We start from the raw sequence: 16,942 nt of genomic DNA on the forward strand, positions 1-16,942 counted from the left end.
TCAGGCTGATCGCGGACACCTGAGCTACCATCAACCCAGGCACTTGCGCGCACCCAAACTGTCCGCGATCAGTTTGAAACGCTGTCCGCCATCACGCTGAAATGACTGTCCGGGATCGCTGAAATCCGCAGTAAAAAGACCCGAAAGCGGGATTAACCGTTGAGCAAATTGAGCAGATCGGCTTCATCAAGAATGCTGAGGCCAAGCTCCTGCGCTTTGATGAGTTTGCTGCCTGCTTCAGTGCCCGCTACGACAAAGTCGGTCTTTTTGGAGACCGACCCACTCACCTTGCCGCCGGCAGCTTCAATCAGGTCCTTAGCCGCGTCCCGCGACAAGGTTGGCAAAGTGCCAGTCAGCACCAAGGTTTTGCCCAGCAAGGGCTTGGGGCCCTGATCGGCAGCCGCGCCCTGCCCTTCGGGCCATTGCACACCGGCAGCACGCAATTGCTCCACCACCTCGCGGTTATGCGGTTGGGCAAAGAAGTGATGGATGCTTTGCGCCACGATGGGGCCCACATCGCGGACCTCCAGCAATTGTTCAACGCTGGCAGCCATCAACGCATCGAGCGAGCCGAACTGGCGCGCCAAATCCTTGGCCGTGGCCTCGCCCACTTGGCGAATACCCAAAGCGAACAAGAAGCGCGCCAAGGTCGTTTGTTTACTCTTCTCCAACGACTCGAGCAGATTCAAGGCGCTGCGGTCCGCCATCCGCGCCAGTGCCGACAGCTTGCCCACGCCGAGTTTGTAGAGGCCCGGCAGGCTGTTGACAATGCCTTCGTCCACCAACTGCTCCACTAATTTATCGCCCAGTCCTTCGATATCCATGGCGCGACGGCCGGCAAAGTGCAGCATCGCCTGCTTGCGTTGGGCCGGGCAAAAGATGCCGCCGCTGCAGCGGTAGTCCATGCCGCCTCGCTCGCGCAGCACCTCGCTGCCGCATACCGGGCAAGCGCGCGGAATCCGAAAGTTAGGCACATAGCTGGCGCGCATTCCGGGCATACGACCCACCACCTCGGGAATCACATCACCGGCGCGCCGCACAATCACCTGGTCGCCTACCCGCACGCCTTTGCGGCGCAGTTCGAAGACGTTGTGCAAGGTGGCGTTGGACACCGTGGTGCCGCCCACAAACACCGGCTCCAGCTTGGCCACCGGCGTGAGCTTGCCGGTGCGGCCGACCTGGATTTCGATGTCGTTCAATCGCGTGATCTGTTCCTGCGCAGGGTATTTGTGGGCCACCGCCCAGCGCGGCTCGCGGGTCACAAAACCCAGGCGCTGCTGCAAGGCCAGGCTGTTGACCTTGTAGACAATGCCGTCGATGTCAAACGCTAGGCTGTCGCGCTTGGCGCCCATGGTTTGGTGAAAAGCCACCAACCCTGCCGCCCCCTGCACCACCGCGCGGTCCGCACAAACGGGCAAGCCCATGGCAGCCAAAGCGTCCAACATGGCGCTGTGCGTGGCAGGCAAGTCCCAACCCTTGACCTCGCCCAGCCCATAGGCAAAAAAGCTCAAAGGGCGCTGCGCAGCCAAGGCGGGATCGAGTTGGCGCACCGCACCGGCAGCGGTATTGCGCGGGTTAACGAAGGTCTTCTCGCCGGCCTGGCGCTGCCGCTCGTTCAGGGCCTCGAAATCTTCGCGGCGCATGAACACCTCGCCGCGCACCTCCAGCACCGGCGCATCCACCGATTTGAGCCGCAGGGGAATCTGCCCGATGGTCTTGATATTCTGCGTGACGTCTTCGCCGGTCTCGCCGTCGCCACGGGTGGCCGCTTGCTTGAGCACGCCGAACTCGTAACGCAGATTGATGGCCAGGCCATCGAACTTCAGCTCGGCGGCGTACTCCACGGCCGGCGCAGTCTCATCCAGCTCCAGCTGCTTGCGCACCCGCTGGTCAAAGCTGTGGGCGCCACTGGCCTCGGTATCGGTTTCGGTGCGAATGCTGAGCATGGGCACCGCGTGGCGTACGGGGGCAAAGCCGTCCAACACCTTCCCGATGATGCGCTGAGTCGGGGAGTCCGGCGTCAGCAACTCGGGGTGTTCACGCTCCAAGGCCTGCAGGGCTTGAAACAGGCGGTCGTACTCGGCATCCGGCAGGCTGGGCTGGTCCAGCACGTAGTACAGATGGGCGTGGTGATTCAAGACCTCGCGCAAGCTGGTGGCTTGTTCGGCGGGCGAGGCAAACGGGGTGGAACTTGAAGGGGGTGGGCTTGGCAACTGACTCATAGCCGGATTGTCATTCAAGCCGGCGCGCTGCCTGCAAATGACTGATCCGTTTCACCCAAGCTAAGAACGCCAACCAGATCAGCCGCAGCTCAAGTCAATGCCCGATGGGCTCACACCCCCGCGCCATCATCTCGAACCGGCACGCGGGCGATCATCACCTGGTCAACCCGGTGGCTGTCCACGTCCACCACTTCGAAGCACCAGCCCTCCCACACCACTTGATCGGTGCGCTTGGGGATGCGGCGCAGCATCACCATCAGGAAGCCGGCCAGGGTGTCGTACTGCCCGGCATGAGGCCATGCTTCCAACTCCAAGGCACGCTGCACTTCGGGAATGGGCGTGATGCCGTCGGCGAGAAAAGAGCCATCGTCACGACGCACGATTTGCTGCTCCTCGTCATGCGAGGCAACCAAATTGCCCATCACCGTGCTCATCACATCGTTCAGGGTGATGATGCCCACCACCAAGCTGTACTCGTTGACGATGACGGCAAAGTCCTCATGCGCCTGGCGGAACTGACCCAACGCCTCTGACAGGGTCAGGCGGTCCGGAATGATCAAGACCTTTTTCAACAGGCCGGCCGACTGGCTGCTGCGCAGATTGATGGCTTCCTCACGCAACACGCGCTGGAACAGATCGGTGGAATCCACATAGCCCATCACCTGATCGATCTCGCCGTCGCAGACCAGATAGGTGGAATGCGGCGCCTCGGCAATGCGGTTACGGATCAGGGTGTCATCGTCATCCAGCGAGAAGAACACCACATGCTCGCGGGTCGTCATGGCACTCTCAACCCGGCGGGTGTCCAACTCGAACACGTTCTCAATCATCTGCTGCTCGGCATCGGCCACCACGCCGGCAAGATTGCCCGCCTCGGCCAGGGCCAAGATGTCGGCATGAGTAATGCTGTCGTCGCGCGCCGAGGGCAGGCCCAGCAGACGAATCAAGACCTCGCTGAGTTGGCTGAAAGCCCAGGACAAGGGTTTGAGCAAGGCGCACAAAACCAGCATCGGCCCGATCAAAGCCAGCGCGACCCGCTCAGGCTCATTCATGGCCAGCCGCTTGGGCACCAGATCGGCCAAAACGATGAAGAGCGAGGTGATGCTGATGAAGGACAGCGCGAAGCCCAGGCTCTGCGCCTGATCCGCATCCAGCACCAGTTGCAGCGCAGCCGCGAAATGCGGCGTCAAGGCCCCCTCACCCACAATGCCGCCCAGAATGGCCACGGTGTTGACACCCATCTGCACCACGGTGAAGTAGTGGCCCGGTTGCGCCTGCACTTCCAGCACCCGCTCCGCACGCGCATCGCCTTCGTCGGCGAGTTGGCGCAGCTTGAGTCGACGTGAGGCTGCTACCGACAGCTCCGCCATCGAGAAAAAGGCGCTGCCAGCGATCAGCAAGGCGATGAACAGAAAACTTAGGCTCAAGTGGCTCCCTCCGTTAGTCCCAGATGAGAGTGTAGCGAGCGCCTCAGCAACTGCCGCCAAAGAACCGAGCCGATTGCCCTAGCGACTCAAGCTCAAGGTCAGCCTCAATCAGCTGAACATGCGTCGCGCGGCCAGCGAGCCGGCAGCCAGGTCGCGCGAACCCAAGGCCTTGTAAAGCGTATTGAGTTCTTGCCCGATCGAAGCGAAGGCATGCAGATTGAGAATCTGGCCGCGGTCGTCGCACACATCCGCATCGATATCTCGCGCCAAGCCACGCGCAGCCTCTTGCCAGGAAGCGAATGGTTCCAGCGCCTCGGGGGTTTGCGGCACATCCAAGGCCAGGGCCAACTCGCGCAGCGAGGACTGCTGCGGGTTCTCGGCCAGCGCGGCCTGTGCGTCAAAGCTCAGCGTCAGGATGGGCGGCGCGCCCTCCTCGGCCGAGGCCATCACCAAGCGGCCAGGCATGGCGCCCGGCACGAAGCCATGGCGCAGCGCCATTTGCTGCACATAACCCAAGGTCCAGGCGGCATTGCGGGCCCGCAGCACCACGGCCAACTGGGCATCATGTTCGCTGGCGAAATGATCCAGTTCGCGCGCGCGGGCCACCACATCCAGCATGTCGGGGAATTGCACAAAGGCGCCCACGCCGTCGGCAAAGCCCTGCACCTTCTGCACGAACTCCGAGTACTCAATCTCGTTCATCGCGCCGCTGCGGTTGGCCATCTGCACACCGGCCTGGAACTCGCCGTAGCGCTGACCCGGCATGGGCAGCTCCCACTCGCCGCTCTCGGCATTGAGCCCTTCGATGTGGAAGGGCTTGGTGCCGGCGCGGCGGCTGCCGGGCAGATGAGACAGGGCCATCTCGCCGCTGATTGGCGCTTCCAGGGTCAGCGTGGCAATCGCGTCAATCAAGGCGTCGATGCGGGCCGAGGGCTTGCGGCTGGGCCGCGCCACGACCGGCAGGCTGTCGTCGCAGACTTGCGCCTGCCCGTCCACCTGCGGCTCGGCGCTGTCGCCGGTCAATGGGTTCAGGCCGGGCTCAAGCCGCTGGCCGTCCATCAAGGGTTCAAGCTGTTCGGCACGGCGCGGCCCGGCCTTGCGGGCGCTCCAGGCGCCGTGCGCCACAACGGCGGCCAAAATCAAGCCGCCCAGAATGGCCAACATGGTGGTCAAGCTCATGCCACCTCCGCCATGGCCAAGGCCTTGTCCATGTCCACCGCCACGATGCGCGACACCCCCTGCTCCTGCATCGTCACCCCAATCAGTTGTTCAGCCATTTCCATTGCAATCTTGTTATGTGAGATGAAGAGGAACTGCGTGCCACTGCTCATCTCGGCCACCAGCTTGGCATAACGCTCGGTATTGGCGTCATCCAAAGGCGCGTCCACCTCGTCCAGCAAGCAAAACGGTGCCGGATTGAGCTGGAAGATGGCGAACACCAAGGCGATGGCCGTCAGCGCCTTCTCGCCGCCCGAGAGCAGGTGAATCGTGCTGTTCTTCTTGCCCGGTGGCTGCGCCATCACCTGAATGCCGGCATCCAGAATCTCTTCGCCGGTCATCACCAGCTTGGCCTGACCGCCGCCGAACAGCGTCGGGAACATGCGGCCAAAGTGCATATTGACCTGATCGAAGGTGGCACCCAGCAAGTCGCGCGTTTCGAGGTCGATCTTGTGGATGGCGTCTTCCAGCGTCTTCATGGCCGATTGCAAATCGGCGCATTGCGAATCCAGGAAGGTCTTGCGCTCGCGCGCCGCCGTCAACTCGTCCAACGCCGCCAGATTGACCGCGCCCAGCGCCGCCACCTCACGGTTGATGCGGTCGATCTCGCCTTGCAGGCCGTAGAGCTTGACCTGCCCCGCTTCCACGGTTTTGGCCAACTCATCCAGGTCCACCGCGGCCGCGCTGAGCTGCTCCAGATACTGCGCGCCGCCCAGTTGCGCCGCCTGCTCTTCCAGCTGCAGCTTGGTAATGCGCTCACGCAAGGGGTCCAGGCTGCGCTCAAACGTCAGGCGCTGTTCATCGGCCTTGCGCAGGCGCAGGCTCAAGTCGTCATAGCCGCTGCGCACGGCGGCCAGGGCGTGTTCACGCTCCATCTTCAGGGCCAGGGCGTCTTGCAAACCGGCTTGCGCGGCGGCGTCATTGAGTGTGCCCAGCTCGCGCTGCAAGCTCTCAATCGACTGCGCATTGGTCTGCTGCTGCTGCACCGCTGTTTCAATCGAGCGCTGCAACTCGCCGCGCCGCGAGGCCAAAGCACGGGCGCTGTACTGCGCCTCCTGCGCGCGGCGCTCCAGGGCACGCAATTGCTCGCGCGCCTCGGCCAGCTTGCGCTCGGCGGCAATCACGCCGTCGTCCAGCTCGGCATGGCGCTCCTGGGTGCTGGCCAGTTGCAGATCGAGTTCTTCAAAACGGGCTTCGCCGGTCATGCGGCGTTCCTGCAGTTCCTCGTTTTGCGCGTCGATCTCGAACAGCTCGTCTTCCAGCTGCGTGCGGCGGCTGCTCGCAGCTTCGGCTTGGCTGTTCAGGCGCAGCAACTCCACTTGCAGCTGGTGGGCACGGCTTTGCGCCTCGCCAGCCTCGCGGCGCAGGTTCAGCAGGCGCTGCGAGCCTTCGGTGTAGGCGGCTTCGGCGCGCACCAGGGCGCTCTTGGCCTCTTCCGCGATCAGGGCTTGCGCGCGCAGGTCCAACACCAATTGCTCAATTTCCTGGGCACGGGCCAGCATGCCGGCTTGCTCGGTATCGGGGGCGTAAAAGCTCACCGCGAACTGGCTCACCGCGTGGCCACCCGCGGTCATGATCAACTCACCATGAGTCAATTGGGCGCGCGCAGCCAGGGCTTCGTCCATGGACGCTGCCGTGTAGACGCCCTCCAGCCAGTCGTTCAGCAAGGCCTTCAGGCCGGCGTCTTGCAAGCGCAGCAAATCGCTCAGGCGCGGCAGCGTTTCATGCGTGTTGGTAATGAAGTTATTGGGCGGCGAATAGAAGGCCAGGCGAGCCGGCGGGGCATCGCTGGCGAAGGCGCGCACCGTTTCCAGCCTGCCCACTTCCAGCGCACCCAGGCGCTCGCGCAGCGCCGCTTCCAGCGCGTTTTCCCAGCCGGCTTGGATGTGCAGCTTGGTCCACAAGCCAGGCAAACCGTCCAGGCCATGCTTGGCCAACCAGGGCTTGAGCTTGCCTTCGGTCTGCACTTTTTCCTGCAGCGCACGCAAAGCATCCAGGCGGGCCGACAAATCACCTTGCCGGCCCTGTTGGGCATTCGCGTCCTGCTGGGCCTGGCGGCGCGCTTCGTCGAGTGCCGGCACCTGCTCTTGCAATTCCTGCAGACGTGCATCGGCCACGTCGCGGCTCTCATCGGCGGCAGCGCTTTGCTGCTTCAGTTCATCCAAACGCGCGGCATCGGGGGCGACCAGGGCTTGGCGTTCGGTCGCCAGGCGCTCACGGCGAGTGCGCAGCTGGCGGCTTTGCTCGTCGATGCTGCGGCTCTCTGCGGCCAGAACCTGGATATGCTGCTGCACTTGCACCACGGCGCTGCGCTGCTCATTGGCCTTGGCTTGCGCGGCACGCACCGCGTCTTCCGCATTGGGCAGATTGGCCTGCTGCTCCTCGGCCTGGGCGGCCAGGATCTCGCTTTGTTCCTCGGCGCCAGCGATCTGCTCGGCAATGTTTTCCAGCTCGTCCTGCGCTTGCTGCGAACGCTCCAGCCACTGGCCGTTCTGCGTTTGCAATTCAAGCAAGCGGGCTTCAACGCGCTGGCGCCCCTCCACCACGTAGCGGATGCGTTCTTCCAGGCGGCTGACTTCCAGCTGCGCTTCGGCAAAGCGGCCTTGCGAGGCGTGCAGCTCATCGCCGGCGGCGTAATGGGCTTGGCGCACTTCCTCAAGCTCGGCCTCCACATGGCGCAACTCGGCCATGCGGGACTCCAACGCATTCACCGCTTCGGCATGTTCGGCCTTGACCCGCGTCTGCTCGGAGGTGGCGTCGCGATGCTTGAGGAACCACAGCTGATGCAGCTTGAGCGTGCCGCTGTCTTGCAGGCTGCGGTAAGTGGCGGCCACCTCGGCTTGCTTTTCCAGCTTCTCGAGGTTGTTGTTCAGCTCGCGCAGGATGTCATCCACGCGGGTGAGATTTTCGCGCGTGTCCTTGAGCCGGTTCTCGGTCTCCCGGCGGCGCTCTTTGTACTTGGAGACGCCGGCGGCTTCCTCCAAGAACATGCGCATCTCTTCGGGCTTGCTCTCGATGATGCGGCTGATGGTGCCCTGGCCGATGATGGCGTAAGCGCGCGGCCCCAGGCCCGTGCCCAGAAACACATCCTGCACATCGCGGCGCCGCACCGGCTGGTTGTTGATGAAGTAGCTGCTGGTGCCGTCGCGGGTCAGCAAGCGCTTGACGGCGATTTCAGCAAACTGGTTCCACTGCCCGCCGGCGCGGCCGTCTTCATTGGCGAACACCAGCTCCACGCTGGCGCGGCTGGCCGGTTTGCGGTTGCCCGAGCCGTTGAAGATCACGTCCTGCATGGACTCGCCGCGCAGCTCCGAGGCCTTGCTCTCGCCCAAGACCCAGCGCACCGCATCCATGATGTTGGATTTGCCGCAGCCGTTGGGGCCCACCACGCCCACCAATTGCCCAGGCAACTGGAACACCGTCGGATCGGCAAAGGACTTAAAGCCCGAAAGCTTGATCGAGTTCAGACGCATGCTTGCTTGGCACCCTCGCGGTGGCGCACCACCGAATAACCGCTAAACCATTGATTTATCTAAAAAAAAGCGCCTTCACTCGGCGCCTCGACGGGGCCAAATCATAGCATCGCGTACCGCCGTAGCCGGGCACGGTGGCGCAGCCCCTGCCGTGCAGCAAAGCCGGCCTGTTTCACGGCAGCCGCCGGTGGCGTCGCCCGGACCGGTGAAGCTGCAGGCCAAGACGCTTCTCAGTCCTCGCCAGACTTCAAGGCCTGCCGCGCTAAGCTCTTGATTTAGCGGCATAAAGCCCGGCCAAGCACGAGGCACAAAGCCCGGCGACCCAGGCGGCGCCAAGGGGTGCAGTGTTACCATCGCGCCCTCCTTCTGAATTGAAAGCGGGGCGTTTGCGCGCCCGCGCCAGCACCGACCCATGGCCAAGACTCCCTCGCCCAAAGCCGCAGCCGCGCTGCCCAAGACCAGCGCCGCCGCCACTGCCGCCAAGCCCAAGCCGGCCGCTCGCAAGGCCAAAGCCACGGCCGAACTTGCGCCGCCCATGCGCGAGATGCCACCCAACCCGCCCTCGCGCCCCAGCAAGGAACTGCACGCCTTCCCTAACCCCGCGCCTGAGCGGGACTATGTGATCCAGTTCCAGGTGCCCGAATTCACCTGCCACTGTCCGCTGACCGGCCAGCCCGACTTCGCCCACTTCACCATCGACATGATTGCGGACAAGCATTGCGTCGAGCTGAAGAGCTTGAAGATGTATTTCTGGAGCTACCGCGACGAAGGCGCCTTCCACGAGAAGGTCACCAACACGATTCTGGAAGACATCGTGCGCGTCACCCAGCCCCGTTTCATCCGCATCACAGCCAAGTGGTATGTGCGCGGCGGCATCTACACCAATGTGGTGGTGGAGCATCAGAAAAAGGGTTGGAAGCCGGCGCCCCGCGTCGACCTGCCCACGCATGGTTTTGAGTCAGGCCTGCTGCGCTGATGAACCCGGCCATGCCCGCGCCTCACAATCCCCTGCTCGACCGCCTTCACCCCTACCCCTTTGAGCGCCTGCGTGCGCTCAATGCCGGCATTCAGCCCAACCCCGCGTTGCGGCCGATCAGCCTGGGCATTGGTGAACCCAAGCACCCGGCGCCCAAGCTGATCGAAGACGCCTTGATGGCCAGCCTCAAGGGCTTGTCGGTCTATCCGGCCACGGCCGGCGAGCCGGCTCTGCGCGAAAGCATTTGCGCCTGGATTGAGCGGCGCTATGGCCTCAAACTCGACGCAGCCAGCCAGGTGCTGCCGGTCAACGGTTCGCGCGAGGCCTTGTTTGCCTTGGCGCAAACCGTGATCGACCCCAGCCGCCCCGGCGCCACGGTGGTCTGCCCGAATCCGTTTTACCAAATCTACGAGGGCGCGGCCCTGCTGGCCGGCGCGCAAACCGCTTTTGCCAACAGCGACCCGGCGCGCAATTTCGCGGCCGACTGGTCGCAGATCGACGCCGCCACCTGGGCCAAAACCCAGCTGCTCTACGTCTGCTCGCCCGGCAACCCGACGGGCGCGGTGATGCCGCTGGAAGAGTGGCGCACCCTGTTCGAGCTGAGCGACCGCTACGGCTTCGTGATCGCTTCGGACGAGTGCTACTCCGAAATCTACTTCCGCGATGAGGCGCCGCTGGGCGGCCTGGAAGCGGCGGCCAAACTCGGCCGCCACGACTACCGCAATCTAATCGCCTTCACCAGCCTGTCCAAGCGCAGCAATGTGCCGGGCCTGCGCTCGGGCTTTGTGGCGGGTGACGCGGCCATCCTCAAGCGCTTCTTGCTCTACCGCACCTATCACGGCAGCGCCATGAACCCGATGGTGCAAGCCGCCAGCATCGCGGCCTGGAACGATGAGGCCCATGTGGTGGCCAATCGCGAGCAATACCGCGCCAAATTCGCCCAGGTCACGCCGGTGCTGACACCGCATCTGCATGTGGCCTTGCCGGATGCTGGCTTCTACCTGTGGGCGCAAGTGCCGGCCAACTGCTGCGGCGGCGACGACATCGCCTTCGCCCAGGGCCTGCTGGCTCAATACAATGTGGCGGTCCTGCCCGGCAGCTTGTTGGCGCGCGAGGCCCACGGTGTGAACCCGGGCGCCGGACGCATCCGCCTGGCCCTGGTGGCCGAGACGGCGGAATGCCTGGAAGCCGCCCACCGCATTGCCGCTTTCGCTCAGCAAGAAACCCGCGCTTGAACCCTTTTTTCACCTTTGCCTGATTCCATCCCCATGACACAACAGCTGCAATCCATCATCGACCAAGCCTGGGAAGGCCGTGCCTCCATCAACGCCAGCAACTCCCCCGAAGTGCGCGAAGCCGTCGAGCATGTGATTGCCGAGCTGGACGCCGGCCGCCTGCGCGTGGCCGAGCGCCAAGCCGTCGGCCAGTGGACCGTGCACCAGTGGATCAAAAAGGCCGTGCTGCTGTCATTCCGTCTGAATGACAACCAGATCATGGGCTCGGGCGATATGACCTTCTTCGACAAGGTGCCGACCAAGTTCGCTGGCCTGAGCGACGAAGCCATCCGCGCCATGGGCGTGCGCGTGGTGCCGCCCGCCGTGGCGCGCCGCGGCAGCTTCCAGGGCAAGAACGTGGTGCTGATGCCCTCCTACGTGAACATCGGCGCCTATGTGGATGAAGGCGCCATGGTGGACACCTGGGCCACCGTGGGTTCCTGCGCGCAGATCGGCAAGAACGTGCATCTGAGCGGCGGCGTCGGCATTGGCGGCGTGCTCGAGCCCCTGCAAGCCAACCCCACCATCATCGAAGACAACTGCTTCATCGGCGCACGCTCCGAAGTGGTTGAGGGCGTGATCGTGGAAGAGAACTCGGTGATTTCGATGGGCGTTTACATCGGCCAAAGCACCAAGATTTATGACCGCGCCACCGGCGAAGTGAGCTACGGCCGCATCCCCGCAGGCTCGGTGGTGGTGAGCGGCAATCTGCCCTCGGCCGATGGCAAGTACAGCCTCTACTGCGCGGTGATCGTCAAGCGCGTTGATGCGCAAACACGCTCCAAGACCAGCATCAACGAGCTGCTGCGCGGCGCCTGAGCATGGCCCTGCCCTTGAGCGCGAGGCACGCCACCCACGGGGGGCATGCCGGCACAGCCGCCCCAAGCCTGCCGAGCGGCCCAGCCGCAATGGCTGCGTGGGCGCCGCGCTCTGGAGCCAGCACGGAGCCGCCACGGCTTGTCGGACGAAGCGTTGAAGGAATTCCCACATGAGTGGAAACATGGAGCGCATCCTGCGCCTGATGGCCGACAAGGGCGCGTCTGACGTCTACCTATCGGCCAATATGCCGGTGCTGATCCGCTTGAACGGGCAGATCGTGCAGTTGTCGGATCAGCTGCTCTCGCCTTCACAGCCCCGCCAATTGCTGGCCGAGGTGCTGAGCCCGCCACAACTGGCCGAGCTGGATCAGAGCGGCGAGCTGAATATGGCGGTGTCGGTGCCCGGTGTGGGTTCCTTCCGCCTCTCCGGCTTTCGCCAACGCGGCACCATTGCCGGCGTGTTCCGGCATATTCCGCATGTGATCCCTTCGCTGGAGCAGCTCAATCTGCCGCCGGTGCTGGGCAAGCTGGTGCAGGAAAAGCGCGGTCTGATCCTGATGGTGGGCGCCACCGGCACGGGCAAGAGCACCACGCTGGCCTCCATGCTGGAGCAGCGCAATCTGAATATGGCCGGCCACATCCTCACCATCGAGGATCCGCTGGAATACCTGTTCAGCAATAAGCGCTCGGTGGTCAACCAGCGCGAAGTCGGCCGCGATACCGCCTCGCTGCAAGTGGCGCTGAAAAACGCGCTGCGTCAGTCGCCCGACTGCATCTTGATTGGCGAGATCCGCGACCGCGAGACCATGACGGCGGCGATTTCCTACGCCCTGTCCGGCCACCTGGTGCTGGCCACCTTGCACGGCAATAACAGCTATCACGCGCTCAACCGCATCTTGTCCTTCTACACGCCCGAGTCACGCCCAGCGCTGCTGAACGACTTGGCGGCGGGCCTCAAGTCCATCGTCTCGCAGCGCCTGGTCAAGGCCACGGCGGGCGGGCGCATTCCGGTGATCGAGATCTTGCTCAACACCAAGCTGATCGCCGAGTTCATCGAGCAAGGCGACTTCGCCTCGGTCAAGGAAGCGATGGAGAAGTCCATCGCCGAAGGCTCGCAGACCTACGAAGAGCATTTCGCCAAGCTCATCAAGGACGGCACCATCACCCGCGAAGAAGGCCTGGCCTTCGCCGACTCGCCCACCAATCTGCTCTGGCGTTTGCAAAACGAAGGCCCCGCAATGGGCAAGGCTGCTGCCGGCAAGAAGGAAGAAGCCGCCAGCGACGAGGCCAGCTTCACCGAAATCACGCTCGACGTGCGCCACGACTGAGCCCGCCCCTCGATGAGCCAAACCCTTGCCCTTTTGGAGGCGCTGATCGCGCGCCCTTCGGTCACGCCCGATGACGCCGGTTGCCTGGAGCTGATCGGCCAACGTCTGTCTGCCCTGGGCTTTGAGCTGCAGCGCATGGACAGCGGCCCGGACAATTTCCGCGTCAGCAATCTGTGGGCCATCAAACGCGGCGCGCCAGACGGCCCGGTGCTTGTGTTTGCCGGCCACACCGACGTGGTGCCGCCCGGGCGGCTCGACGCTTGGAGCTCTGACCCCTTTGTGCCCAGCTACCGCGACGGCCGCATCTACGGCCGCGGTGTTGCCGATATGAAGGGTTCGCTGGCCGCTTTTGTGGTGGCCGCCGAAGAATTCTGCGCCGCCCATCCCAGCCATACGGGCAGCCTGGCCTGCTTGCTGACCAGCGATGAAGAAGGCCCTTCGGTCGATGGCACCAAGGTCTGCTGCGAGCAGCTCAAAGCCCAAGGCCAACGCCTGGACTACTGCATCGTCGGCGAGCCGACCTCGGTGGAGCGCGTGGGCGATATGGTCAAGAACGGCCGGCGCGGCTCGCTCAGCGGCAAGCTGCGCATCAAGGGCGTGCAAGGCCATGTGGCCTATCCGCAATTGGCACGCAACCCAGTTCATCAAGCAGCACCGGCCATCGCCGAGCTGACGGCCATGCACTGGGACGATGGCAATAGCTATTTCCCGGCCACCACCTTTCAGATTTCCAACATCAAGGCCGGCACCGGCGCCACCAATGTGATCCCCGGTGAGATGGTGCTGGACTTCAATTTCCGTTTCTCAACCGAGTCCACGCCGGAGTCGCTGAAGACCCGGGTGCAAGCCCTGCTGGCCCGCCACGGGCTGGAATATGCGCTGGACTGGACCCTGGGTGGCGAGCCCTTCCTGACCCCGGTGGGCAGTTTGAGCGAAGCCTTGAGCCAGGCCATCCTGGCCGAGACCGGCTTGAGTACGCAGCTGTCCACCACCGGCGGCACCTCGGACGGCCGTTTCATCGCCAAGATCTGCCCCCAGGTCGTGGAATTCGGCCCCATCAACGCCAGCATCCACAAGATCGACGAGTACTTGCCCGCCGACAGCCTGGAACCGCTGAAGAATATCTACCGACGCACGCTGGAGAACCTGCTGCTGTGAACCTGATCTCCTGCATTGAATTGCACGCCGCCCGCCTGACCGAGGCGGGCGTTTCATTTGGGCATGGCACCACCAACGCCTTTGACGAAGCCGCCTGGCTGGTCTTGTGGCGCTTGCAATTGCCGCTGGACAGCCTGGACGAACACGCCGAGCGCGTGCTCAGCGAGGCCGAACAAAGCCAGATCGCCGCCTTGATTGAGGAGCGCATCGCCACCCGCAAACCTGCCGCCTACCTGACCCGCGAGGCCTGGCTGCAGGGCGTGGATTTCTACGTTGACGAGCGCGCCATCGTGCCGCGCAGCTTCATTGCCGAATTGCTGGCCGATGGCAGCATTGACGCTTGGTTGTCCGACCAGACCCAGGCCGTGCTGGACCTCTGCACCGGCAACGGCAGCCTGGCAGTCTTGGCAGCCATGGCCTGGCCCGAGGTGGCGGTGGATGCCATCGACCTCAGTGTCGACGCCCTGGCCGTGGCCCGCATCAATGTGGACAAACACGGCCTGCAAGACCGCATCCGCCTTCTGCAAGGCGATGGCCTGCAGCCCGCCGGGACAAAGCGTTATGACCTGATTCTGTGCAACCCGCCCTACGTCAACAGCCAGTCCATGGCCGCCCTGCCGGCCGAGTACCGGGCCGAGCCCGAGCTGGCCCTGGCGGGGGGCAGCGACGGCATGGACTTTGTGCGCGAGCTGCTGCGCGCCGCACCCGAGCACCTCAGCGAGCACGGCGTGTTGGTGCTGGAGATCGGCAACGAGCGCGAGTTTTTTGAAGCGGCATTCCCGCAATTGGAAGTGGCCTGGATGGAAACATCGGCCGGAGAAGATCAGGTGTTGCTGGTGACCCAGGAAGCGCTGTTGAAGTCGATGAACAAGAACAATGAGGGCGCCCAGCCATGATCACCATTCGCAATGTCACCCTGCGCCGCGGCAGCAAAATCGTCCTGGACGATGCCTCGGTCACCCTGCAGCCGGGCGAGAAAATCGGCCTGGTGGGCCGTAACGGCGCCGGCAAGTCCAGCTTGTTCGCGTTGCTGACCGACCGGCTGCAAAGCGATAAGGGCGAAGTCGACATCCCACGCCAATGGGCGGTGGGCGAAGTGGCGCAGAACATGCCGGAAACCGAAGACTCGGCCACCGACTATGTGCTGGAAGGCGATGTGCGCCTGATGGCTGCACGCAAGGCACTCGAGGAGGCGGAAGCCGCCGAAGACGGCCACGCCATGGCCGATGCCCACGCCATGTTGATGGACGCCGGCGCCTTCGATGCCAAGCCGCGCGCGCAAGCCCTGTTGATGGGCTTGGGCTTCAAGGGCGAGCAGGTCGAGGCCCCGGTGAACAGCTTCTCGGGCGGCTGGCGCATGCGCTTGCAACTGGCGCGCGCACTGATGTGCCCGGCCGAGTTGATGCTGCTGGACGAGCCCACCAACCACTTGGACTTGGACGCCCTGGTCTGGCTGGAGGCCTGGTTGCAGCGCTACGACGGCACTTTGATCGTCATCAGCCATGACCGCGAATTCCTCGATGCCATCACCAAGGTCACCTTGCACCTGGATGAAACCAAGCTGATGCGCTACGGCGGCAACTACACCGCCTTTGAATCCATGCGCGCCGAGCGCATGGAGCAGCAAACCGCGGCCTTCGGCAAGCAGCAAGAGCGCATCGCCCACTTGCAGAAGTTCATTGACCGCTTCAAGGCCAAGGCCAGCAAGGCCAAGCAGGCGCAAAGCCGGGTCAAGGCGCTGGAGCGGATGGAAAAGCTGGCGCCGGTGCTCGCTGCCGCAGACTTCAACTTCGAGTTCCGCGAGCCCGTCAGCCTGCCCAACCCCATGCTGATGTTCGACGAAGTGGCCTGCGGCTACGAGGTCGATGGCGTCGAGAACATCATCGTGCGCGGCATCAACCGCTCGGTGCTGGCCGGCCAGCGCATCGGCATCTTGGGTGCTAACGGCCAGGGTAAGTCCACCGTGGTCAAGACCGTGGCGCGTATGCAGCGTGCCATGGGCGGCAAGATCACCGAGGGCAAGGGCCTGACCATCGGCTACTTCGCCCAGCAGGAAATGGATGTGCTGCGCCCCGACGAAGGCCCGCTCTCGCACATGGTGCGCTTGGCCAAGGAATGCAGCCCCGGCGCGCGCGAGCAAGAGCTGCGCGACTTCCTGGGCCAGTTCCGCTTTGTCGGCGAGATGGTGAACCAGCAAGTGGGCAGCCTCTCGGGTGGCGAAAAAGCACGCCTGGTGCTGGCCATGCTGGTTTGGCAGCGCCCCAACCTCTTGCTGCTGGACGAGCCAACCAACCATTTGGACCTCAACACCCGCGAGGCTCTGTCCATCGCGCTGAACGAGTTCGAAGGCACGGTGATGCTGGTCAGCCACGATCGCGCCTTGCTGCGTGAAGTCTGCGACGAGTTCTGGCTGGTGACCAAGGGCGCGGTGTCGCCGTTTGACGGTGACCTGGACGACTACCAGAAGTGGTTGCTTGAGCAATCCAAGGAAGCCGCCAAGGCCGCCAAGGAAGCTGCCAAACAAGCCAGCAAGGCGATGGGCAAGAAGCCCGCTATTGCTGAGGCCGCGCCCGTGGCCGCCGCCGCACCTGCCGCCGAAGCGGCCAAGCCTGCCGCGCGCGAGGACCGCAAACTCAGCGGCCAAGCCCGTCAACGCCTGGCTGAGCAGACGAAGCCGCTGCGCCGCGAGATGGATGCCATCGACGTCAAGCTGAACAAGCTGGCCGATGAACGCAGCGCGGTCGAGGCCGAACTGGCCTCGGGCAAGGCAACGCCCGCGCAAATCGCCGAGCTGGGCAAACGCCTGAAAGGCATTCACGACGAGCTGGAAGCCGCCGAGCTGCGCTGGCTGGCCCTGGGCGCCGAAGTCGATGCCATCCAGGCGGCCAGCTAACGCTAGGCATCAGCGCATCAGCGCACCAGCCGTATTTCCGCATCAAGGCGCAGCTAAGCGCGCAACTGCGGAATGCAAACAAAAGGGCCTTCGGGCCCTTTTTTCATGCCTATCTGCCTGGCTGCCGACCTGGGCCAGACGCTCCGAACTTGCCC

Annotated in this window: 11 protein-coding genes; 7 read left to right on the forward strand and 4 right to left on the reverse strand. The window is 63.9% G+C overall.

What is annotated here, in order from left to right; all coding sequences use genetic code 11:
- Window positions 1-152: 152 nt before the first annotated feature.
- The 4 genes from ligA to smc form a co-directional block, all read right to left on the reverse strand.
- On the reverse strand, window positions 153-2,240 hold the full coding sequence (ligA, locus tag AT984_RS08915; protein ID WP_082679900.1) for an NAD-dependent DNA ligase LigA: 2,088 nt from the start codon (window positions 2,238-2,240) through the stop codon (window positions 153-155).
- Between the two features lie 92 nt (window positions 2,241-2,332).
- The gene (locus AT984_RS08920) at window positions 2,333-3,649 is read right to left on the reverse strand and encodes a hemolysin family protein (RefSeq protein WP_058719799.1); all 1,317 of its coding nucleotides are present in this window, start codon (window positions 3,647-3,649) and stop codon (window positions 2,333-2,335) included.
- A gap of 108 nt (window positions 3,650-3,757) precedes the next feature.
- A complete protein-coding gene (locus tag AT984_RS08925) occupies window positions 3,758-4,828 on the reverse strand; it encodes a cell division protein ZipA C-terminal FtsZ-binding domain-containing protein (protein ID WP_058719800.1) in 1,071 nt (356 codons plus the stop codon).
- Window positions 4,825-8,340: a chromosome segregation protein SMC gene (gene smc / locus AT984_RS08930; RefSeq protein WP_058719801.1), complete on the reverse strand. Its 3,516-nt coding sequence runs from the start codon at window positions 8,338-8,340 to the stop codon at window positions 4,825-4,827. The genes AT984_RS08925 and smc overlap by 4 nt, the downstream gene beginning before the upstream one ends.
- Before the next feature lie 544 nt (window positions 8,341-8,884).
- Between smc and queF the strand changes: the two genes are divergently transcribed.
- The 7 genes from queF (at window position 8,885) to AT984_RS08965 (ending at window position 16,787) form a co-directional block, all read left to right on the forward strand.
- Window positions 8,885-9,316, forward strand: coding sequence for a preQ(1) synthase (gene queF / locus AT984_RS08935; RefSeq protein ID WP_058722190.1), 432 nt, complete (start codon window positions 8,885-8,887; stop codon window positions 9,314-9,316).
- 11 nt (window positions 9,317-9,327) lie between these two features.
- Complete coding sequence (gene dapC, locus AT984_RS08940; protein WP_058722191.1) at window positions 9,328-10,551, forward strand: succinyldiaminopimelate transaminase; 1,224 nt, start codon at window positions 9,328-9,330, stop codon at window positions 10,549-10,551.
- A gap of 33 nt (window positions 10,552-10,584) precedes the next feature.
- Window positions 10,585-11,409 carry a 2,3,4,5-tetrahydropyridine-2,6-dicarboxylate N-succinyltransferase gene (dapD, locus tag AT984_RS08945; RefSeq protein ID WP_058719802.1) on the forward strand — a complete coding sequence of 275 codons (825 nt, stop codon included), beginning with the start codon at window positions 10,585-10,587 and terminating at the stop codon, window positions 11,407-11,409.
- 169 nt (window positions 11,410-11,578) lie between these two features.
- Window positions 11,579-12,736: a PilT/PilU family type 4a pilus ATPase gene (locus AT984_RS08950; RefSeq protein WP_058719803.1), complete on the forward strand. Its 1,158-nt coding sequence runs from the start codon at window positions 11,579-11,581 to the stop codon at window positions 12,734-12,736.
- 12 nt (window positions 12,737-12,748) lie between these two features.
- Window positions 12,749-13,894: a succinyl-diaminopimelate desuccinylase gene (gene dapE / locus AT984_RS08955; protein WP_058719804.1), complete on the forward strand. Its 1,146-nt coding sequence runs from the start codon at window positions 12,749-12,751 to the stop codon at window positions 13,892-13,894.
- A complete protein-coding gene (prmB, locus tag AT984_RS08960; RefSeq protein WP_058719805.1) occupies window positions 13,891-14,790 on the forward strand; it encodes a 50S ribosomal protein L3 N(5)-glutamine methyltransferase in 900 nt (299 codons plus the stop codon). The genes dapE and prmB overlap by 4 nt, the downstream gene beginning before the upstream one ends.
- Window positions 14,787-16,787 carry an ABC-F family ATP-binding cassette domain-containing protein gene (locus AT984_RS08965; protein ID WP_058719806.1) on the forward strand — a complete coding sequence of 667 codons (2,001 nt, stop codon included), beginning with the start codon at window positions 14,787-14,789 and terminating at the stop codon, window positions 16,785-16,787. The genes prmB and AT984_RS08965 overlap by 4 nt, the downstream gene beginning before the upstream one ends.
- Window positions 16,788-16,942 lie beyond the last annotated feature (155 nt).

The organism is Paucibacter sp. KCTC 42545, assembly GCF_001477625.1.
GTDB lineage: Bacteria > Pseudomonadota > Gammaproteobacteria > Burkholderiales > Burkholderiaceae_C > Paucibacter_A.